At 61.7% G+C, this 20,113-nt stretch carries 14 protein-coding genes; 7 read left to right on the forward strand and 7 right to left on the reverse strand.

Annotation, left to right across the window (positions count from 1 at the left end):
* Window positions 1-82: 82 nt before the first annotated feature.
* The 4 genes from ACK83U_RS15320 (at window position 83) to ACK83U_RS15335 (ending at window position 5,339) form a co-directional block, all read left to right on the forward strand.
* Window positions 83-1,387, forward strand: coding sequence for an efflux RND transporter periplasmic adaptor subunit (locus ACK83U_RS15320; RefSeq protein WP_112606628.1), 1,305 nt, complete (start codon window positions 83-85; stop codon window positions 1,385-1,387).
* 9 nt (window positions 1,388-1,396) lie between these two features.
* Window positions 1,397-4,540: an efflux RND transporter permease subunit gene (locus ACK83U_RS15325; protein WP_112606630.1), complete on the forward strand. Its 3,144-nt coding sequence runs from the start codon at window positions 1,397-1,399 to the stop codon at window positions 4,538-4,540.
* 131 nt (window positions 4,541-4,671) lie between these two features.
* Window positions 4,672-4,917, forward strand: a complete 246-nt coding sequence (locus ACK83U_RS15330) for a FitA-like ribbon-helix-helix domain-containing protein (RefSeq protein ID WP_112606632.1) — start codon at window positions 4,672-4,674, stop codon at window positions 4,915-4,917.
* A complete protein-coding gene (locus ACK83U_RS15335; RefSeq protein WP_112606634.1) occupies window positions 4,914-5,339 on the forward strand; it encodes a type II toxin-antitoxin system VapC family toxin in 426 nt (141 codons plus the stop codon). The genes ACK83U_RS15330 and ACK83U_RS15335 overlap by 4 nt, the downstream gene beginning before the upstream one ends.
* A 21-nt stretch (window positions 5,340-5,360) precedes the next feature.
* On the opposite strand, the gene ACK83U_RS15340 is transcribed toward ACK83U_RS15335, so the two are convergent.
* From ACK83U_RS15340 to ACK83U_RS15355, 4 genes are all read right to left on the reverse strand, one after another.
* A complete protein-coding gene (locus ACK83U_RS15340; protein WP_112606636.1) occupies window positions 5,361-8,477 on the reverse strand; it encodes an efflux RND transporter permease subunit in 3,117 nt (1,038 codons plus the stop codon).
* Window positions 8,474-11,593, reverse strand: coding sequence for an efflux RND transporter permease subunit (locus ACK83U_RS15345; protein ID WP_112606638.1), 3,120 nt, complete (start codon window positions 11,591-11,593; stop codon window positions 8,474-8,476). Before ACK83U_RS15345 ends, ACK83U_RS15340 begins: the two co-directional genes overlap by 4 nt.
* Window positions 11,590-13,101 (reverse strand): efflux RND transporter periplasmic adaptor subunit, encoded by a 1,512-nt coding sequence (locus tag ACK83U_RS15350; protein ID WP_112606640.1) that lies wholly within the window; start codon window positions 13,099-13,101, stop codon window positions 11,590-11,592. Before ACK83U_RS15350 ends, ACK83U_RS15345 begins: the two co-directional genes overlap by 4 nt.
* A 212-nt stretch (window positions 13,102-13,313) precedes the next feature.
* On the reverse strand, window positions 13,314-14,423 hold the full coding sequence (locus ACK83U_RS15355; RefSeq protein ID WP_112606642.1) for an RHE_PE00001 family protein: 1,110 nt from the start codon (window positions 14,421-14,423) through the stop codon (window positions 13,314-13,316).
* Between the two features lie 171 nt (window positions 14,424-14,594).
* On the opposite strand from ACK83U_RS15355, the gene ACK83U_RS15360 reads away from it, so the two are divergent.
* Window positions 14,595-17,093, forward strand: coding sequence for a heavy metal translocating P-type ATPase (locus tag ACK83U_RS15360; RefSeq protein WP_112606644.1), 2,499 nt, complete (start codon window positions 14,595-14,597; stop codon window positions 17,091-17,093).
* A gap of 39 nt (window positions 17,094-17,132) precedes the next feature.
* Here the strand turns inward: ACK83U_RS15360 and ACK83U_RS15365 are convergent, their stop codons facing one another.
* Both ACK83U_RS15365 and ACK83U_RS15370 read right to left on the reverse strand, forming a co-directional pair.
* Entirely contained in the window at window positions 17,133-17,570 is a 438-nt protein-coding gene (locus tag ACK83U_RS15365; RefSeq protein WP_112606646.1) for a hypothetical protein, read from the reverse strand.
* A gap of 67 nt (window positions 17,571-17,637) precedes the next feature.
* Entirely contained in the window at window positions 17,638-18,828 is a 1,191-nt protein-coding gene (locus ACK83U_RS15370; protein ID WP_112606648.1) for an acetyl-CoA C-acyltransferase, read from the reverse strand.
* A gap of 165 nt (window positions 18,829-18,993) precedes the next feature.
* Between ACK83U_RS15370 and ACK83U_RS15375 the strand changes: the two genes are divergently transcribed.
* On the forward strand, window positions 18,994-19,221 hold the full coding sequence (locus ACK83U_RS15375; protein WP_112606649.1) for a type II toxin-antitoxin system VapB family antitoxin: 228 nt from the start codon (window positions 18,994-18,996) through the stop codon (window positions 19,219-19,221).
* Window positions 19,221-19,616 (forward strand): type II toxin-antitoxin system VapC family toxin, encoded by a 396-nt coding sequence (locus ACK83U_RS15380; protein WP_112606651.1) that lies wholly within the window; start codon window positions 19,221-19,223, stop codon window positions 19,614-19,616. The genes ACK83U_RS15375 and ACK83U_RS15380 overlap by 1 nt, the downstream gene beginning before the upstream one ends.
* 125 nt (window positions 19,617-19,741) lie before the next feature.
* On the opposite strand, the gene ACK83U_RS15385 is transcribed toward ACK83U_RS15380, so the two are convergent.
* A complete protein-coding gene (locus tag ACK83U_RS15385; RefSeq protein ID WP_112606653.1) occupies window positions 19,742-20,047 on the reverse strand; it encodes a hypothetical protein in 306 nt (101 codons plus the stop codon).
* Between the last annotated feature and the right edge of the window lie 66 nt (window positions 20,048-20,113).

Genomic DNA, 20,113 nt, shown 5'->3' on the forward strand with positions numbered 1-20,113 from the left:
CCGAATACGATTGACATTTGACGCTGTATAAATATTTTCGGTACGACTTGGTACTATAAATAAGGCAACAGGAAATAGCAACGTGCGAAAGCTCGCTCCTCCCACTTCTGCACTCGTATATCCGCCGACATCCAACCGCCTTTCAGCCGGCCGCTCATCGCTGACCGCCGCAGGATTGATCGCTGCGATGTTACTGGCCGGCTGCAACCAGCAGAATTCCGCGCAGAACAATGCGCCGGTCGTAAAGACAGAAGTCAGCGCGATGTCGCTGCATCCGCAATCCGTCGCCATCACCGCCGAACTGCCTGGCCGCACCAGCGCCTATCTTGTCGCCGAAGTGCGCCCGCAAGTCGGCGGCATCATCCGCAGCCGCAATTTCAAGGAAGGCAGCGAAGTCAAGGAAGGCGACGTCCTCTACGAGATCGATCCGTCCTCTTACCAGGCATCCTATGACAGCGCCGCCGCGGCCTTGCAAAAGGCCCAAGGCGCCTTGCCGAGTGCCCAGTCGAAGGTCGATCGCTACAAGAGCCTCACCCAGCAGGATGCGGTCAGCAAGCAGAACCTCGACGACGCGGTTTCCACATTGGCGCAGGCCAACGCGGACGTGGCATCCGCAAAGGCCGCGCTGGAAACGGCGCGCATCAATCTCGACTACACCAAGATGCGCGCGCCGATCGCCGGCCGCGTCGATGCCTCCACGGTCACGGTCGGCGCTCTCGTCACCGCCGATCAGACGACGGCGCTGACAACCATCCGTAAGCTCGATCCGATCAATGTCGATGTCACGCAGTCGAGCACCAACCTGCTCGAATTTCGCCGCGCTGTCGCGGAAGGTCGGCTGAAGACCAGCGGCAACAATGTTTCGGTTCACCTGACGCTCGAAGACGGCAGCCAATACAAGGAAACCGGCACGCTGCAGTTTGCCGAATCCTCCGTTGCGGAAACGGTCGGCACAATCACCGTGCGCGCTGTCTTCCCCAATCCGGATCGCATCCTGCTGCCGGGCATGTATGTTCGCGCCACCATTCAGGAAGGCATTGCCGAAAACAGCTTCGTGGTGCCGCAGCGCGCCGTGACCCGCAACACGAAGGGCGAACCGATCGCCATGTTCGTGACTGCGGAGGGCAAGGTACAGCAGCGGGTGTTGAAGGTGGAACGCAGCATCGGCAATAGCTGGCTTGTCAACCAGGGCGTCGCCGACGGCGATCGCGTAATCGTCGAAGGCGTTCAGCGCGTCCGCGACGGTCAGGAAGTTACGGTGTCTCCGGTAACGATCGACGATGCGACCGGCGAAGTGAAGCAGGCAGCCGCCGATGGCAAGCCGTCTGCCGAGCAGGCCGGGCTGGAGAAGACCGATATCAAAGCCGCCTCCGGCGTCCAGAAGTGAGGTTAGACGATGTCTCGTTTTTTCATCGACAGGCCGATCTTTGCCTGGGTGATCGCCATCGTCATCATGCTGGCGGGCGCACTTTCGATCTTCACCCTGTCGATTTCGCAATATCCGCAAATCGCGCCGACGACGGTCAGCATCAGCGCCACCTATTCCGGGGCTGACGCGGCAACCGTCGAAAACTCGGTGACCAAGGTCATCGAGCAGGGCATGACGGGCATCGACAATCTCGACTACATGACCTCGACCTCGACCTCGACGGGTCAGGCCTCGATTTCATTGACCTTCACCAACAAGGCCGATCCCGACGTTGCGCAGATGCAGGTGCAGAACAAGCTGCAACTCGTCACCGCGCAGCTGCCGCAGACCGTGCAATCCACGGGTATCGTGGTTTCCAAGTCGACGTCGAACTTTCTGATGGTCGTGGGCTTCGTATCGACCGACGGCAAGCTTAACTCGAACGACCTTGCCGACTACGTCGACAGCACCCTCAACGACACGCTGAAGCGCATCGAAGGCGTGGGCAACACGCAGATCTTCGGTTCCGGTTACGCCATGCGCATCTGGGTCGATCCGGACAAGCTCGCCAAATACCAGCTGATGACGTCGGATGTCGTCTCTGCCATCCAGGCCCAGAACTCGCAGGTCTCGGCCGGCCAGCTCGGTGCATTGCCGCAGCGCAAGGGCCAGGAGCTCAATGCGACCGTCACGGCCAAGAGCCGTCTGCAGACGCCCGAGCAGTTCAACAACATCATCCTCAAGAGCCAGCCGAACGGTTCGCTGGTTCGCCTGAATGACGTCGCCTCCGTCGAACTCGGCGCCAAGAGCTACACGACGTCGAGTACCTATAACGGTCATCCCTCCGCCGGCCTGGCGGTGATGCTGGCCTCGGGCGCCAACGCCATCAATACGGCGGAAGCGGTCCGCACGACCATCAACAATCTCAGCCAGACGCTGCCGCCGAACGTGGAGATCGTCTATCCCTACGATACGACGCCCTTCGTGAAGCTGTCGATCGAGGACGTGGTCAAGACCCTGTTCGAAGCCATCGTGCTCGTCTTCATCGTCATGTTCGTCTTCCTGCAGAACATCCGCGCCACGCTGATCCCGACGCTCGCCGTCCCGGTTGTGCTCCTCGGCACCTTCGGCGTGCTGGCGCTGTTCGGCTATTCGATCAATACGTTGACGATGTTCGGCATGGTGCTCGCCATCGGTCTATTGGTCGACGATGCCATCGTGGTGGTCGAGAATGTCGAGCGCGTGATGGAGGAGGAGGGACTGTCGCCGCGCGAGGCCACGATCAAGTCGATGCAGGAAATCACCGGCGCGCTGATCGGCATCGCAACCGTGCTTTCGGCCGTGTTCATCCCGATGGCCTTCTTCTCGGGTTCGGTTGGCGTCATCTACCGGCAGTTCTCGGTGACGATCGTCTCCGCGATGGTGCTGTCCGTCATCGTTGCTCTCATCCTGACGCCGGCGCTTTGCGCGACCATTTTGAGGAAACCCAAGCATGGGGCCAAAGAGCGCGGTCTGTTTGGCTGGTTCAATCGCAACTTCGAGCGGGCAACGCATCGCTACCAGCGCGGCGTTCACGGCATGATCCGCCTCAGTATCGTCTTCCTGCTGGTATTCGTCCTCATCGGCGGTGCCGTTGCTGCTCTGTTCAACCGCCTGCCGAGTTCCTTCCTGCCGGACGAAGACCAGGGCATCCTGCTGACCGCTATTCAGCTGCCGCCGGGCGCCACGGATTCACGCACCAAGGCCGTGCTCGACCAGGTGAGGAACTATTATCTCAACACCGAGAAGGACTATGTCGAAGGCGCATTCGCCGTCGCCGGCTTCGGCTTCAGCGGTCAGGGCCAGAACGTCGGCCTCGTCTTCGTGAGGCTGAAGGACTTCGACCTACGCAAGACGCCGCAATCCAAGGCGCAAGCGATCGCACGCCGCGCAATGGGCGCTTTCTCGAAGATCAAGGACGGCAACGTCTTTGCGCTGGCGCCGCCGGCCATCCCCGGCTTCGGCAGCTCGAGCGGCTTCGACTTCTTCATCAAGGATATCAATGGTGCCGGTCACGCGGCACTGATCGCTGCCCGCAACCAGTTGCTCGGGGCCGCCGCCAAAAATCCGAAGCTCGCCGGCACCCGTCCGAACGGCCAGGAAGATACGCCGCAATTCTCCTTGAACATCGACGAGGAAAAGGCGAGCGCTCTGAATATCAGTCTGGCCGATATCGACTCGACCCTGTCGACCGCCTGGGGCGGCACCTATGTCAACGACTTCATCGACCGCGGTCGTGTGAAGCCCGTCTATGTTCAGGCCAATAAGGATTTCCGCATGCAGCCCGAGGATTTCGGTCGCTGGTACGTGCGCAACTCCAGCGGCGACATGGTGCCCTTCTCAGCCTTCTCGAACGGCGAATGGAATTACGGTTCGCCGCGCCTGGAGCGCTATAACGGCTCCTCCGCCGTCGAAATCCAGGGTGCGGCCGCGCCGGGCGTCTCCTCGGGCGACGCCATGAACGAGATCGACAAGATCATGGCGACCCTGCCGCCGGGTTTCAGCCACGAATGGACGAGCCTCTCGGCCCAGGAAAAGCTCTCGGGCAACCAGGCGACCCAGCTCTACGCCATCTCCATCCTGGTGGTGTTCCTGGCACTCGCCGCCCTCTATGAGAGCTGGTCGATCCCCCTCGCCGTCATGCTGTCGGTGCCGATCGGCATCTTCGGTGCGCTCCTGGCTGCAACCCTGTTCGGACAATCGAACGACGTCTACTTCAAGGTCGGCCTCTTGACGACCATAGGTCTGGCGGCGAAGAACGCCATCCTGATCGTCGAATTCGCCATCGAGCAGCAGAACCAGGGCAAGAACCTGATCGACGCGACGCTGGAAGCATCGCGCCAGCGCCTACGGCCGATCCTGATGACCTCGCTCGCCTTTATCCTTGGCGTCATGCCGCTGGCGATCGCCAACGGGGCCGGTTCCGGTAGCCAGAACTCGATCGGTATCGGCGTCATGGGCGGCATGATCTCGGCTACCGTGCTCGGCGTCTTCTTCATCCCGCTGCTCTTCGTCTCGGTGCGCCGTGTCTTCAAGGGTACGGTTAAGTCGACGGCAGCGCCGGAATCCGCCAACCCTGACGTGGCGCATTAGGACCTCCCCACTCGCCTCGCGAAAAAGAGAGCGGGCGGTTGAGATCTCGATCACGGATCGGCTGTTTCGTCTTGATTTGCCAAACCTGTCATCAATGATTAATATGCAATCATTGATGACAGGACATTTCTATGGCCAGTATGACGATCCGCAACATCGATGATCATCTAAAGACCCGGCTGCGCATTCGCGCTGCCGCGCATGGGCGATCGATGGAGGATGAGGCGCGAGACATTCTGCGAGCGGCCTTATCGACGGAAGAAAAGCGTCAGCCCAATTTAGCCGAGACAATTCGTCGTCGTATGGCTGCAAGCGGTGGGGTCGTACTGGATATTGCCCCACGTGAACCAATCCGCCCGATCGATCTCGATCCATGATCATTCTCGACACGAATGTCATTTCGGAACTATTGGCGCCATCGCCATCGCAGGTAGTTGAAGCTTGGCTCGCTGCCCAGCCTCCTCTCGCCATCTTTACGACGGCAACGACAGAGGCGGAAATCCTTTACAGCCTCCGGCTGCTGCCCGCGAGCCGACGCCGAAGCGAATTGGAGGCTGCCATTCTCCCGATCTTCGAAGAGGATTTCGCCGGAAGAGTTCTTCCCTTCGATAGTGAAGCCGCGGGCGCATATTCTTTCATTGCAACATCGCGGCGTCGGGCCGGCAAACCAATCACCCAGTTCGATGCTCAGATCGCCGCAATTGTAGCGTCGCGAGGAGCAGTGCTTGCAACACGCAACGTGTCGGATTTCCTGGATACAGGAATAGCTATCGTCAACCCGTGGGACTATCAGGGCTGATCCGGTCCGTCCGCTAAGCACTCAAATTGATAGCGGAGATATTGGCGGTTCCGAGGGTGCAGTCTGCGGTTTCGGCGACCATTTTGCGTGCAGCTTGGCAAGCATCAGGTAGATGATCGGCGTGGTATAGAGCGTCAGCACCTGCGACACGACGAGGCCGCCGACGATGGTAATCCCAAGCGGCCGGCGCAACTCCGCACCGGGCCCTGTTGCAATGATCAACGGGATGGCGCCCATCAGCGCGGCGAGCGTCGTCATCAGGATGGGGCGGAAACGCTTGAGGCAAGCCTGATAGATGGCTTCCTCTGAAGACAGGCCGAGCGTGCGCTCGCCCTGCAGGGCGAAATCCACCATCATGATGCCGTTCTTCTTGACGATGCCGATCAAGAGAATGATGCCGATGAAGGCGATGATCGTCAGCTCCGTGCCGCTGATGGCGAGCGCCAGCAGCGCGCCGAGACCGGCCGAAGGCAGCGTCGAGATGATCGTCAGCGGATGTGCCAGGCTTTCATAGAGAATGCCGAGAACGATATAGACCGTCAGCAATGCCGCCAGGAGCAGGAGCGGCTGGCTGCCGGACGACTGGGTAACGCTTGCGGCATCGCCGGCGAAATCCGCATGCAGCGTATCGGGCAGATGCATGTCGAGCACGGCTTTCTGGATGGCATCGTTCGCCACCTGCAGCGGCGTGTTGAGCGCCAGATTGTAGGAAATCGTCACGGCGGGATATTGACCCTGGTGATTGACCACCAGCGGCGCGAGCGTCCGGTCGATCGACGCCACCGCGCTCAACGGCACCTGCGTGCCGCCGGCGGCGGGCACGTAGAGCTTGGAAATATCGTGGGGATCGAGCGCATAGTCGGGATTCGCCTCCAATACGACACGATATTGGTTGCGCTGCGTATAGATCGTAGAGATCTGCCGTTGCGCGAAAGCATTGTTGAGCGCGGAATCGATGGACTGGATGTTGACGCCGAGCTGGGAAGCGAGGGTGCGATCGATATTGACGGTCGCCTGCAGGCCGTTGGGCTGCCTGTCGGTGGCAACATCGGTCAATCCTGGAAGAGCCTGCAGACGTTCCAAAACCTTAGGCGCCCATTCCACCAGCTCGTCGTAATTCGCACCCCAGATCGTGAATTGATATTGCGATTGCGACTGGCGCGCGCCGGCGCGGATATCGCCCGGCGAAAACAGGAATGTGCTGAGGCCGGGAACCGCCATTAGCTGCTTGCGGAGCCGGTCTATGACATCGGCGGTCGGCGCACGCTCCGATTCCGGTTTCAGCGAGATGAAAAGCTGGCCACGATTGACGGAGCTTGAAAAGCCGCCCCCGCCGACGGAAGAGCCGACACCCGACACCGCCGGGTCCTTGGCAACCATATCCGCCGCCAGCTGCTGGAGCTTTACCATGGCCGGATAAGAGATATCGGTCGCGGCCTGCGTCCCGCCCTGGATAAAGCCGGTGTCGTCCTGCGGAATGAAGCCCTTTGGAACCTTGACGTAGAGATAGCCCGTCATGACCACGCAGGCGATGATGACGACGACCGAAAGGAGGCGGTGATGCAGCACCGCCCGCAGGGTGCGGCCGTAAAAGCCCGTAACGGCGCTAAGCGTGCCTTCGACGATACGTCCGAACGGGCCGGGCCGGGCATCGATATCGTGCTGACGCAGTCGATGGCCGCAGATCATCGGCGTCAGCGTGAGGGATACCAGTGTCGAAACGACGATAGTGAAGCCGAGCGTCAGCGAGAAGGTCTGAAAGAACCGGCCGACGATACCGCCCATGAAGAACAGCGGGATGAAGGCGGCAAGCAGCGACAGGCTGATGGAAATGACGGTAAAGCCGATCTGCTTGGCGCCTTCGAGCGCCGCCCGCATCGGCTTCATGCCGGCTTCCAGATTGGCATAAATGTTCTCGATCATGACGATGGCATCGTCGACGACAAAGCCGACGGAAACGGCAAGCGCCATGAGGGAGAGATTGTCGATTGACAGTCCGAAAAGCCACATCGCGGCAAAAGTGCCGGCAAGCGACAGGGGCACCGTCACACCCGCGGCAAAGGTCGGCGTTGCTCGTCGCAGGAAGACGAAGACAACGGCCATGACCAGGCAGATAGTGGCAAGCAGCGTCCATTGCATATCGGTGACGCTTGCATGAATCGTGGTGGTGCGGTCGGACAGGATGGAAACATTCACCCCGGCAGGAATGAGCCGCTGTAGCTCCGGGATCAGCTGCTTGACGCCATCGACGGTGGCGATGACGTTCGCATCCGCCTGCTTGGTGATGTTGAGCAGCACGGCCGGCTTGCCGTCGTACCAGGCATCCGAGCGGCTATTGCGCACACCCGGCTCGACAGTGGCGATATCCGAAAGGCGAACCGCCGTGCCGTCGCCACTGCGCACCACAATCCGCCCGAACGCTTCCGGCGTCTTCAACTGGCTGTTGACGGCGACTGAGAAAGCGCCGCCCGCACCGTCGATCGAGCCGAAGGGGCCGAGCACATTGGCATTGACAATCGCTGTACGGACCGCATCGAGCGAGAGGCCCATGGCCGAAAGCCGGTCCGGATCCAGCCGGACGCGGATGGCGGGCTGGTCTGCTCCGCTCACGGTCACACCGCCGACGCCGTCCACCTGCGAAATGCGCTGCACTACCACGGTATCGGCCGCATCATAGATGGCGCTCGGAGAGACATTGTCCGAGGTCAGCGCCAGGATGAGAACGGGGGCCGCAGCCGGGTTGATCTTGCGGAAGGACGGGAGAGTGGGCAGATCGCCGGGCAAGTCCGTCGCAGCCGCGTTCAATGCCGCCTGCACATCCTGCGCGGCACCGTCGACGCTGCGCGACAGGTCGAACTGGATGATGATCGTGCTCGATCCGAGCGAGCTGACGGACGTCATTTGAGTGACGCCGGCAATGGTCCCAAGATGACGCTCCAACGGAGCGGCCACGCTCGCCGCCATACTGGCCGGATCGGCCCCAGGACGGCTTGAAGAAACGACAATGGTCGGCAAATCCACCGTCGGCAGGCTTGCAACCGGCAGGAAGCGATAGGCAACGATGCCGAGGATCACCAGCCCGATCGCCAGAAGCGTCGTCCCGACAGGGCGTTTGATAAACGGCTCGGAGATGTTCATCTCTCGCCACCTGCCAATTCATTCATCTCGGCGCTCGGCGTGCCGCTGGTGCGGCCGACGACCTTGGCGCGCAGCCGCTCGAAGGCGAGATAGATCACCGGCGTCGTATAGAGCGTCAGGAGCTGCGAAAGCACGAGACCACCGATAATGGTGATACCGAGCGGAATGCGCAACTCCGCACCCGTGCCCTGCGCCAGCGCCAGGGGCAAGGCGCCGAAGAGTGCCGCGAGCGTCGTCATCATGATCGGCCGGAAACGCAGGATAGAGGCTTTCAGAATGGCCTCGCGCGGCTCCAGGCCTTCCTTGCGCTCCGCCTCCAGCGCGAAGTCGATCATCATGATCGCATTCTTCTTGACGATACCCATCAGGAGCACGATGCCGATCAACGCGATGATCGAGAGATCCTGCCCGAACAGCATCAGCGCCAGCAGCGCGCCGACGCCAGCCGAAGGCAGCGTCGAAAGAATCGTCACCGGATGCACGGCGCTTTCATAGAGCAGGCCGAGCACGATGTAGATCGTCACGATTGCCGCGAGGATCAGCCAGGGCTCGCCCGCCAGCGACGAGGCAAATTCCTCGGCATCGCCGGAATATTTGCGCTGGATATTGTCGGGCATCTCGATATCCCGTTCCGCCGCCTTGATCTCGGCGACGGCATCGCTGAGCGACGCGCCCTTGGCTAGGTCGAAGCTGAGCGTCACGGCCGGAAACTGCTCGTCATGGCTGATGACCAGCGGCGCGGTGGTGAAACTCGCCGTCGTGAAGGCATTGAGCGGCACCTGGGTATCGCTTGCACCGGCGACATAGAGCCTGTCGAGCGATTTCGGGTCGGACTGATATTGCGGCGCAGCCTCCAGGATGACGCGATACTGGTTGGCCTGGCCATAGATCGTCGCGATCTGCCGCTGGCCGAAGGCATCATTCAAAGTATCGCTGACGGCCTGCATCGATACGCCGAGCCGAGAGGCGGTCTCGCGATTGACATCGACGAAGATGCGCCCGCCGCCCATCTCGACCTCGGAAGAGACATCGATGAGCTTCGGGCTTTCCTGAAGGCGCTGGGCGAGCTTCTGCGACCAGTCGACCACCGTGTTCGTGTCCGTGCCCGTTAGCGTATATTGATAGGGCGCACGGCTGGCCCTGGTGCTGATCGAAATATCGCGAACGCTCTGGAAGGTGACGTGGATGCCGGGTAAGCCCGTCACCTCGCCGCGCATCCTGTCGATGATCTGATCGGCGGAGGCATTACGCCCGTTCCGCGGCTTCAGCACGAGACTGAGGTTGCCGGTGTTCAGCGTCAGGTTGCTGGCGCTGGCGCCTATGACGGCAACGACGCCGGCGACATCCGGGTCCTTGCGCAGCCGGTCGGTCACATCAGCCTGGATCTGCTTCATGGTCTCGAAGGAGGTCGTCGGCTCGGCCTCGATGACGGCGGTGATGAGACCCGTATCCTGCGCCGGCAGGAAGCCCTTGGGAATGACGACATAAAGGGCGATCGTCGCAGCCAGCGTCACCACCGTCACCAGCAGCATGAGACGGCTGCGATCCACGGCCCAGACAAGGCTGCGCCGATAGCCCTCGACCATCCAGTCGGTGAAACGGTCGGCCCCGGCCAGAAAGCCGCCCTGATGCTCTTTCGGCTTGCGCAGGATACGCGCGCACATCATCGGCGTGAGCGTCAGCGAGACGACGGCCGACACGACGACGGCAATGGTGAGCGTCAGTGCGAATTCCCGGAACATACGGCCGACAATGCCGGTCATGAACAGCAGCGGAATGAAGACGGCGACCAGCGAGACGGTGAGCGAAATGATCGTGAAGCCGATTTCGCCGGCGCCCTTCAGCGCCGCCTGCATCGGGTTTTCGCCCTCTTCGATATGGCGGGCAATATTCTCGATCATCACGATGGCGTCGTCGACGACGAAGCCGGTGCCTATGGTGAGCGCCATGAGCGAGAGATTGTCGAGGCTGAAGCCGGCGAACCACATCACCCCGAAGGTCGCAATCAGCGACAGCGGCAGGGCGACGCCGGCAATAAAGGTCGCCGTCATCGTCCGCAGGAAAAGCAGGACGACCAGGATGACGAGGCCGATGCTGATGACCAGCGTCCACTGCACGTCATGGATCGAGGCGCGGATCGTCTCGGTGCGGTCATTGACGATATCAAGCGAAATACCGGCCGGCATCGCCTGCTTCAGCTTCGGGATCTGCTTCAGGACGTTCTCGACCGTCTGGATGACGTTGGCGCCCGGCTGGCGCATGATATCGAGAATGACGGCGGGCTGGCCCTGATACCAGGCGCCGACACGATTATTCTCCAGCCCCTCGACGACCGTTGCGACGTCTTTCAATTGCACCGGCGCGCTGTTGCGGTAGGCGACGATGACCGATTTATAGACGTTCGGATCGACGATCTGGTCGTTGGCGGCAAGCGTGAAGCTCTGTTGCGTGCCGTCGAGCGAACCCTTCGCGCCGGCAACGCTGGCATTGGTGATGGCGGTGCGGATGTCCTCAAGGGCGAGACCATAGGAAGCGAGACGCGGCAGGTCCACCTGGATGCGGATGGCGGGTTTGACGCCGCCCTGGATGTTGACGTCGCCAACACCGGAGACTTCGCTCAGGCGCTGCGCCATCATGGTATCGGCAAAGTCGCTGAGTTCGCGGATCGAATAGCTGTTGGAGCGCAGCGCCAGCGTCACGATCGGCGTATCGGCCGGGTTCACCTTCGAGTAGGTCGGCGGATAGGGAAGCGTGCGCGGCAAGGTCGATCCGGCAGCGTTGATTGCTGCCTGAACGTCCTGCGCGGCGCCATCGATATCGCGGCCGAGATCGAACTGGAGGGTAATCTGGCTGATGCCGAAGGCGCTCGATGAGGTCATCGACGCCAGCGACGGAATCTGACCGAGTGGCCGCTCCAGAGGTGCCGTCACCAGCGCCGCCATCGTATCGGGATCGGCACCCGGAAGCTGCGTCGTCACCTGGATCGTCGGAAAATCCACCTGTGGCAGCGGCGCGACCGGCAGGAAGAGAAAGCCGAGAATGCCGCCCAACAGCACCGCCACCCCGAGAAGCGAGGTGGCGATCGGCCGGGAGATGAAGAGCGACGAGACGTTCATTGTTGCTGCGTCGGCGTAGCGGAGGAATTGTTGGAAGCCGAGCCGCTGCCCGCATCCGCACCCTGCTCGCCGCCGGCGCCAGGCTGACCATCCTGGCCGCGATGGCCATTATGCCCGCCGGCACTGCCCTGCCCGCCCTGGCCACCGGTTCCACCTTGGCCGTTGTGCCGACGATGCGGGCGCTCGCTCGCATTCGCTGTGCCGGCACCGCCGTTCTGCGAATCGTTCTCCGCGACCGGCTGCCCGCTATTGTCGGACGTCGGAGTATCCGGGGACGCCTGAGCCGGATTGGCCGAAATCTGCACTTTCGACCCATTCTGCAGCCGGGCGAAACCTGTCGTCACCACCTTGTCGCCGGGCGCCACGCCATCGGCGATGACGGCGAGCGTATCGTCCTGCTGGCGCACCTTCACCGGCTTCATCGCGACGGTCTGATCCTGACTGATGAGGTAGACAAAGGTGCCGTTCGGCCCGCGCTGGACGGCGCCGCTCGGGATGACGGTGACGCCCTTCAGCGTCTCCACGAGCAATCGGGCATTGACGAAGGCGCCGGGCCAGAGCGCCAGCCTGTCGTTCGGGAAATTCGCCTTCAGCCTGACAGTGCCAGTGGTGGGGTCAACCTGATTGTCGACCACACCAAGCGAACCATTGTCGACCACCGTCTCGCCGTCGTTGCCCAAAGCCTGGACGGAAAGCGTTCCGGCCGCGCTTGCCGCGTTAACGCGGGCAAGCTGTTGCTGCGGAATGGAAAACAGCACGGAGATCGGCTTGATCTGCGAAAGCGTGACGATACCGGTCGTATCGCCGGAGCTGACGAGATTGCCGATATCGACGTTACGGATGCCGGTGCGCCCATCGAAGGCCGCCCTGATCGTCGTATAATCGAGCGTCGCCTGCGCACTTTCGATCGCCGCCACATCCACCTGGACCTGCGCGGTATATTGCGCCACCAACGAGGTCTGCGTGTCGACCTGCTGCTGCGTGCCGGACGCGCTCTTCACCATCATCTGATAGCGGGCGAGATCGCGCTGGGCGCCTGCAAGCAAAGCTTCGTCCTGCGCCTTCTTGGCGATCGCCTGGTCGAGCTGCGCCTTATAGACGGAATCGTCGATGCGGGCGATGATATCGCCCTTCTTGATGTCCTGGCCCTCGACGAAATTGATTTCGACGATTCGTCCGCTGACCTGCGCGCGCACCGTCACGGCATTCAGGGCCTTCACCGAGCCTACGCCGTTGATGTAGACAGGGACATCGGCCGTCGTCGCATCCGCGGCGAGCACCGGAACCGGTCCATTGAACTGCGACATGCTGCGCCGTCCGCCACCGCTGCCACCCTGCCTTTGGCCACCACGGCGTCCGTCCTGGGCTTGCTCTCCCGGTGCTGCGGCATTTTGGTAGCCAAGCAGCTTCTCCGCGGGCCCAAGCCAACGATCGCGAGTCACATAGGCGCCATACCCGACGGCGCCGATCACTGCCAACCAAACGACGACCCGAAACGTCCGAGCCATTCACCCACCTCTTCAAATCCCGGGGTGATCGACGATCTCCCGCTATTCATGGCGCGACCTTAGCTTGCATCGTGCCGCTTAGGAATTTGGTATGGGCATTAAATTTTGTCCATTTTAGCGCCACTTAGCGTAACAAACTGTAACATTGGACGAAAACCAGGGTTGTGGTTGCGAGGGACGGCGGCCCTACCCACACCAGCCGTTGCAGCACATCAAAGTACGCCCCAGCCTCGATAGCGCCCGCGCCCGGTCATTTCGCGCAGGCCGAGTTCGGTCACGAGATTGAGCGCGCCCCTTGAGGTAATGCCGACATGGCGCGCAATCATTTTTGCCGAGACGATCGGCCGCGATAGCACGATGTCGATGACCTCAGGCAGACTGCTGTTGGACCGCCTGTCCTTGAGCCGCACTTCCATCTGCAGCTTGGCAAGCGAAAGCCGATCAAGCTCCTTGAGGCCTGAATCGGCCGAAAGTGCCATGGCCTCCAGAAACGCCGTCAGCCGCGTGGTGCGGTCCGGCGCTCGCCGGCGGTCATGGCGAACGGCCTTCAGGCCGACATTCAGGCAGAAGAGGTGCGATGTCACCTTGCCCCGGCTGCGCAGATAAGCGCTGGCCAGCAAGCCGCCGAGCCAATGCTGCCGCCGCAGCGGCTCGATCCTTTCCCAGGCATCGAAAAGCACCGCGGCACCCAGGGTAGCCGGCAGCAGATCCGCCTCGCGCATGACGGCGCGCCAGCTGTCCAGCCGCTCATCCTCATCCCAATCTTCGTCTCGGATGAGTGCCAGGGGATCCTGGGCATCGATAATCGGCTGCCTGGGTTCCGGAACGCCGCCATTCAGGATCTTGTCGGATCGGGCGAGGATCGCGTCGATCTCGGCGAAATCGACGCCGAAATCATCCTCCCCCTCCTCCGGCTCGTCAGGCTCGATGGACCGGGCAGAGGTCGAACGCGGCGTGCTACCCTCGTTGGTCTCGCCGACCTCACCGCGCAGCACGGCAAGGCCAGCCGGCTCCAGGCCCCAGGACGGATCGGCGGCCCATAGACGGCGACGGCTGCGCAGCACCGAATGGGCAATGGTCAATTCATGAGTCGGGGTGCGCGTATCCATGCGCGCATCGTGCAGGACGAGATCCTCGACATGCACGAGTTCGCCTCCCACCCAGAGCGCACCGGCAGCATCGAAAAAGTGCCCACGCTCGCGAAAGCCATTCGCTACCGCATGCCTCAGCACGCGCTCATCCAGACGGGCCAGCATATCTTCCGCCTTGACGACGGCAGGCAGAAGCGCGGCAAGCGGCAGCGTGGTCGGATCATATCGCATTGGAATCACATCATTGCATCGATCTTACGGAACTTATCATCGCCATCCGCAGCGAGATAGGAAGGCGGCTCTGTGAACTGTGGATGGCAATCACTATTTTCTGGCTTGACCTTCCAGCGATGGGAAGGTCCATAGACCTGTCCGAAGCCCCTTCGGGCAAAGGAGTATGACATGGCACCGCATGACGAGCACGATCACAGCCATCATGGTCACGATCACCATGACACCCACACGCAGGATGAAGTGATCCGCGATCCCGTCTGCGGCATGACCGTCGACCCCGATGCCGGCAAGCCGTCGCTGCAATATCGCGGCCGCACTTTCCACTTTTGCAGCAATGGCTGCCGTACAAAATTCGAAGCTGCGCCGGAAAACTACCTCACGGCCAAGGATCCCGTCTGCGGCATGACGGTCGATCGCGCCACTGCCCGCCATTTCACGAAGCACGAGGGCGAGAAATTCTATTTCTGCTCGGCCGGCTGCAAGGCGAAGTTCGAAGCGGACCCGTCAGCTTATCTCGATGGCAACAGGCCGACGCCAAAGCCGATGCCGAAGGGCACGCTCTATACCTGCCCGATGCATCCCGAGGTGATCAGCGACCATCCTGGCGACTGCCCGAAATGCGGCATGGCGCTGGAGCCGACGGGTGTCCCGGCCGCCGATGAAGGCCCGAACCCCGAGCTTGTTGATTTCACGCGCCGGCTCTGGATCAGCGCCGTCCTGTCGCTGCCGCTGCTTGCCATCAGCATGGGGCCGATGATCGGCCTTCCCATTCACGACTGGATCGGCGAGCCGATCGCCACCTGGGTCGAGCTTGTTCTTGCAACGCCGGTCGTGCTTTGGGCGGCTCTTCCCTTCTTCCGCCGCGCCTGGAACTCGCTCGTCAACCGCAGCCCCAATATGTGGACGCTGATCGGTCTCGGCGTCGGCACCGCCTATCTTTACAGCGTGATTGCGACGCTTGCCCCCGGCCTGTTTCCGATGAGCTTCCGAGGGCATGGCGAGAGCGTGCCCGTCTATTTCGAAGCAGCGTCCGTGATCGTCGCCTTGGTCTTCGTCGGCCAGGTACTGGAATTGAAAGCCCGCGAACGCACCGGCTCGGCCATTCGCGCCCTTCTCGATCTCGCGCCGAAAACGGCACGACGCATCGGCGCCAATGGTAGCGAAACCGATGTGCCCGTCGACGAGATCCAGGCCGGCGATCGGCTGCGCGTGCGCCCCGGCGAGCGCGTCCCTGTGGATGGCTCCGTTGTCGAGGGACAATCGACCATCGATGAATCGATGATTACGGGCGAGCCCTTGCCGGTCGAGAAGGCCAAGGGTGACGCCTTGACCGGCGGCACGATCAACAGGAACGGCGCACTCATCATGCAGGCCGAGAAAGTCGGCGCCGAAACCACGCTCTCGCGCATCGTCGAGCTTGTCGCCAAGGCGCAGCGCTCACGCGCCCCCATCCAGACGATGGTCGACCGCGTCTCGGCCGTCTTTGTGCCCGCGGTCGTCGCAGCCGCCATCATCGCCTTTGCCGTCTGGGCCTTCGTCGGGCCGGAGCCGAGGCTGGCGCATGCGCTGCTTGCCGCCGTCGCGGTGCTCATCATCGCCTGCCCCTGTGCGCTGGGCCTGGCAACGCCCATGTCCATCATGATCGCCACCGGCCGCGGCGCGCAGGAGGGCGTGCTGGTGCGCGATGCCGAGGCGCTGGAACGCTTCGCCAAGGTGGACACATTGATCGTCGACAAGACCGGCACGCTGACGGAAGGCAAACCGAACCTGACCGACATCGTCGCTGCGGCGGACATAGATGAGGCACACCTCCTCTCCCTCGCCGCCAGCCTTGAGCGCGGTTCAGAACACCCACTGGCCGAAGCCATCGTTGCCGGCGCCGAGGAACGCGGTGCGCGCTTCGTCGAGATCTCCGGCTTCTCTGCGGTGACCGGCAAGGGGGTGGAGGGCCGCGCCGGCGAAACCGCGATCGCCCTCGGCAATGCCGCGATGATGTCCGATCTCGGCGTTGCAACCGACGCATTGAAAGCAGAGACGGAACGCCTGCGCAGCGAGGGCAAGACCGTCATGTTCGTCGCCATCGACCAGAAGCTGGCCGGCCTCATCGCTGTTGCCGACCGGATCAAGCCGACCACGGCAGCCGCCATCAAGGCGCTGCATGAAAGCGGCCTGACGATCGTCATGGCGACCGGCGACAACGGCAAGACCGCCGCTGCCGTCGCCAGAGAGCTTGGCATCGACGAAGTGCGCGCGGACATGCTGCCGGAAGGCAAGAAAGCGCTGATCGACGAGCTGCGGGCCAAGGGCTGCATCGTTGCCATGGCGGGCGACGGCGTCAACGATGCTCCCGCGCTTGCCTCTGCCGATGTCGGCATCGCCATGGGCACGGGCGCCGATGTCGCCATGGAAAGCGCCGGGATCACGCTGGTAAAGGGCGATCTCAACGGCATCGTCCGCGCCCGCCATCTCTCGGAAGCGACGATCAGCAACATCAAGCAAAACCTTGCCTTCGCCTTCGGCTACAATGCGCTCGGCGTGCCGCTGGCAGCCGGCGTGCTCTATCCGGTGTTCGGCCTGCTGCTGTCGCCGATGATTGCGGCAGCGGCGATGAGCCTGTCGTCAGTCTCGGTTATCGGCAATGCACTGAGGCTGAGATTGGCGAAATGAGGAGAGCTCATATGAATATGCATCAGAAATGAAGTTTGACTATTTCTGATCAGAAGGAACAATGTCCAGATTGTTCCCTGAGGGGCTCTGGATGTTATGCCTCATAAGTCGGCCGGTGACGAAATTTTGTAATATCCCGTCAACAAACGTCGCGGGCATTTTCACGCGACAGTTGGCCGGATCTTCTGGATCAACAAGCAGTGTAACAATCCGGCCCGGCAAGTAATTATCGAAATCGCCGTCATGTGTATTAAGGTCAAAGGCAGTAAGGCGTTTGGCCTCGAACTCATACTCAAAATCAATGAACGGAGTTGGAAATTCCCCTACTAGAACGGAGCGTACGTCCACGACCGTTCCGCCAATCTCAACCCGACCGTGCGTTTTGGCCAGATAAACAAGCCGGACGCAAACAGCTAGTACCGCTAAAGCCAAAAGGCTCAGCCAGTGAATAAACGTCCAGATGGACCCTTCGCTCATAATGCCATCATCGGGTTACCTTCATGTTTGGTCAAGGTCCCTATGAATCATCGATTGAGTGATACCTTCACCCGACCCTCTCTACCGCAATCGCCGTAGCCTCGCCGCCCCCGATGCAAAGGGCCGCGACGCCCTTCCTTGCACCTTGGCGCTCCAGCGCATGCAGCAGCGTCACGATCAGCCGCGCGCCAGTAGCGCCGATGGGGTGACCGAGTGCGCAGGCGCCGCCGTTGACATTGAGACGGTCACGGGCAATGCCGAGTTCCTTTGCGGCCGCCATGGCGACGACGGCGAAGGCCTCGTTGATCTCGAAAAGCTCGACATCGCCGATCTTCCAGCCGCTCTTGTCGAGCACCTTGCGGATCGCCGGGATCGGCGCGGTCGTATACCAGGCAGGCTCCTGAGAATGCGTCGCATGCGCCTTGATTTCGGCAAGGATCGGCAAGCCCTCGCGCTCGGCGAGCGAACGGCGCGTCAGGATCAACGCTGCCGCACCGTCGGCATTGGCCGAGGCACTGGCAGCCGTAATCGTGCCATCCTTGCGGAAGGCCGGCTTGAGTGTCGGGATCTTTTCAGGCGAAACCTTTTGCGGATGCTCATCCTTGGCGATTGTGACCGGACCACCCTTGCCACTCACCGAGATCGGCGTGATTTCCGCTTCGAAAGCGCCGGTCTCGAGCGCCTTGCGGGCGCGCGACAGGGTTTCGACCGCGTAAGCATCCTGATCGTCGCGGCTGAACTGATAGGCCTCGACCGCCATCTCGCCGAAATCGCCCATGGAGCGACCCTTCTCATAGGCATCTTCCAGCCCGTCCAGCATCATGTGATCGAAGATGCGGTCATGGCCCATGCGATAGCCGCCGCGCGCCTTGGCGAGCAGATAAGGCGCATTTGACATGGATTCCATGCCGCCGGCGACCGCGATGGAGGCCGAGCCGGCGAGAAGCAGGTCATGTGCCAGCATGGTCGCCTTCATGCCCGAACCGCAGACCTTGTTGATGGTGGTGGCGCCGACGGCATCCGGGAGGCCAGCCCCGCGCGCAGCTTGCCGGGCCGGCGCCTGCCCTTGCCCCGCAGGCAGGACGCAGCCGAACAGAACCTCGTCCACTCTCTCGGCAGAAAGTCCCGCGCGCTCCAGCGCAGCACGGATGACATGCGCACCGAGCTCGGGCGCCTGCAGGGGCGAAAGATCTCCCTGGAAGCGGCCGAGCGGCGTGCGCGTGGCGGAAACGATGACAACGGGATCGATAGCGGGCATGACATCTCCTCACGGTCAAGCAAACAGCTTGATGCATTGCTAGCATGTTAAATGATGTTCGTCATCTAAATATCGATGCACACGGAACACAAGCAGGCAACAGATGCGATTGCCCTCAAACCAGACAGGCTCTAAGGATATCCGTAAAGATTCAAAGGATATCTCATGCCGCTTTACATCAAGGACGACGCCATAGACCGATTGGCGCGCCGCTATCAGGCGTTGACCAAGGCCACTACCAAGACGGAAGCCGTTCGGCTTGCCCTGCAGAAGGCGCTCGATGAGGAGCTGACCAAACCGGCCCTTGCCGATGTCGCCGTCGCATTCTGCCGCAATCTCAAGCAGAAGGCGGCCGCCAAGGGCGCCGGCACTGGCGCGACCGGAGAAGCCTAATGTTCATCGACACTTCGGTTTTGGTGGCAATGATGACCGACGAGGAGGCGGCACGCGCCTTCGCTATCCGCATTCAGCCAGCAACGGCACGCATGACCTCGCCGCTTGTCGCAGCGAATGCCGCGATCCTGGTCTCTGATGCTTTGGGATTGTCGCCGACGGAGGCAGGCGAAGCTGTCCGCACGTTTCTGCAGCTCATGAATATTCAGCTGCTCGCCGTGCCGCCTCGTGCCGCAGTTCTCGCGACCGAAGCTTACGAACGCTATGGCCTAGGCGGCCATCCGGCGCGCCTCAGCCTTGACGATTGCATGACCTATGCCTGCGCTCGCTATTATCGCCAGCCGCTATTGTCGAATAGCGACCGCCTCAAGCAGACGGATATCGAGCTGGCTTAGAGCATGTCGCGTAAAAGTGTGCAGCGGTTTTGCGACGACGACATGCGCAAAATCAAAGACCTAAAGCGTGAGAAGCGAATCTGAAAGATCGCGACGCGCTTTAGGCCAGCTTGAGCCATCAAGCGTTACGGGCAAAGCGAAGCGGAGCCTGCACTATAGGTGCTCGAACGAGCACCGACGGAGTTAGGGGCAGCGGCGCATTGCAGGCGGGAAATGGAGTCGCCGGCACGAATCGGACCGGTCACCGACGGATCGGTGTTGATCGTGCCGTCCGGAAGGATTGCATCCTTCGAATGGTCGACGCTGCCGACATCGGCCTGGAACGCCTCGACATTGACGCGCTTGGGGTGATGCTTGAGCATCTGCTCGGCCATGGCGGCACTGGATACGCCGACGACGAGAGCGGAGATAGCGAGGGTTCTGAGCAGCATGGGACTGCCTCCTGTAGGAGTTGACGCAAGTTTCATATGGGAACCGGCAGGCCATTTTACAGCGGC

The organism is Rhizobium sp. WW22, from assembly GCF_047041135.1.
Classification (GTDB): domain Bacteria; phylum Pseudomonadota; class Alphaproteobacteria; order Rhizobiales; family Rhizobiaceae; genus Rhizobium.

Coding starts and splice junctions, on each gene's coding strand:
- ACK83U_RS15350 (WP_112606640.1), bottom strand. CDS start 13,101: ATGGCTCGGACGTTTCGGGTCGTCGTTTGGTTGGCAGTGATCGGCGCC.
- ACK83U_RS15365 (WP_112606646.1), bottom strand. CDS start 17,570: ATGAGCGAAGGGTCCATCTGGACGTTTATTCACTGGCTGAGCCTTTTG.
- ACK83U_RS15345 (WP_112606638.1), bottom strand. CDS start 11,593: ATGAACGTCTCGTCGCTCTTCATCTCCCGGCCGATCGCCACCTCGCTT.
- ACK83U_RS15355 (WP_112606642.1), bottom strand. CDS start 14,423: ATGCGATATGATCCGACCACGCTGCCGCTTGCCGCGCTTCTGCCTGCC.
- ACK83U_RS15340 (WP_112606636.1), bottom strand. CDS start 8,477: ATGAACATCTCCGAGCCGTTTATCAAACGCCCTGTCGGGACGACGCTT.
- ACK83U_RS15325 (WP_112606630.1), top strand. CDS start 1,397: ATGTCTCGTTTTTTCATCGACAGGCCGATCTTTGCCTGGGTGATCGCC.
- ACK83U_RS15375 (WP_112606649.1), top strand. CDS start 18,994: ATGCCGCTTTACATCAAGGACGACGCCATAGACCGATTGGCGCGCCGC.
- ACK83U_RS15335 (WP_112606634.1), top strand. CDS start 4,914: ATGATCATTCTCGACACGAATGTCATTTCGGAACTATTGGCGCCATCG.
- ACK83U_RS15370 (WP_112606648.1), bottom strand. CDS start 18,828: ATGCCCGCTATCGATCCCGTTGTCATCGTTTCCGCCACGCGCACGCCG.
- ACK83U_RS15330 (WP_112606632.1), top strand. CDS start 4,672: ATGGCCAGTATGACGATCCGCAACATCGATGATCATCTAAAGACCCGG.
- ACK83U_RS15360 (WP_112606644.1), top strand. CDS start 14,595: ATGGCACCGCATGACGAGCACGATCACAGCCATCATGGTCACGATCAC.
- ACK83U_RS15385 (WP_112606653.1), bottom strand. CDS start 20,047: ATGCTGCTCAGAACCCTCGCTATCTCCGCTCTCGTCGTCGGCGTATCC.
- ACK83U_RS15380 (WP_112606651.1), top strand. CDS start 19,221: ATGTTCATCGACACTTCGGTTTTGGTGGCAATGATGACCGACGAGGAG.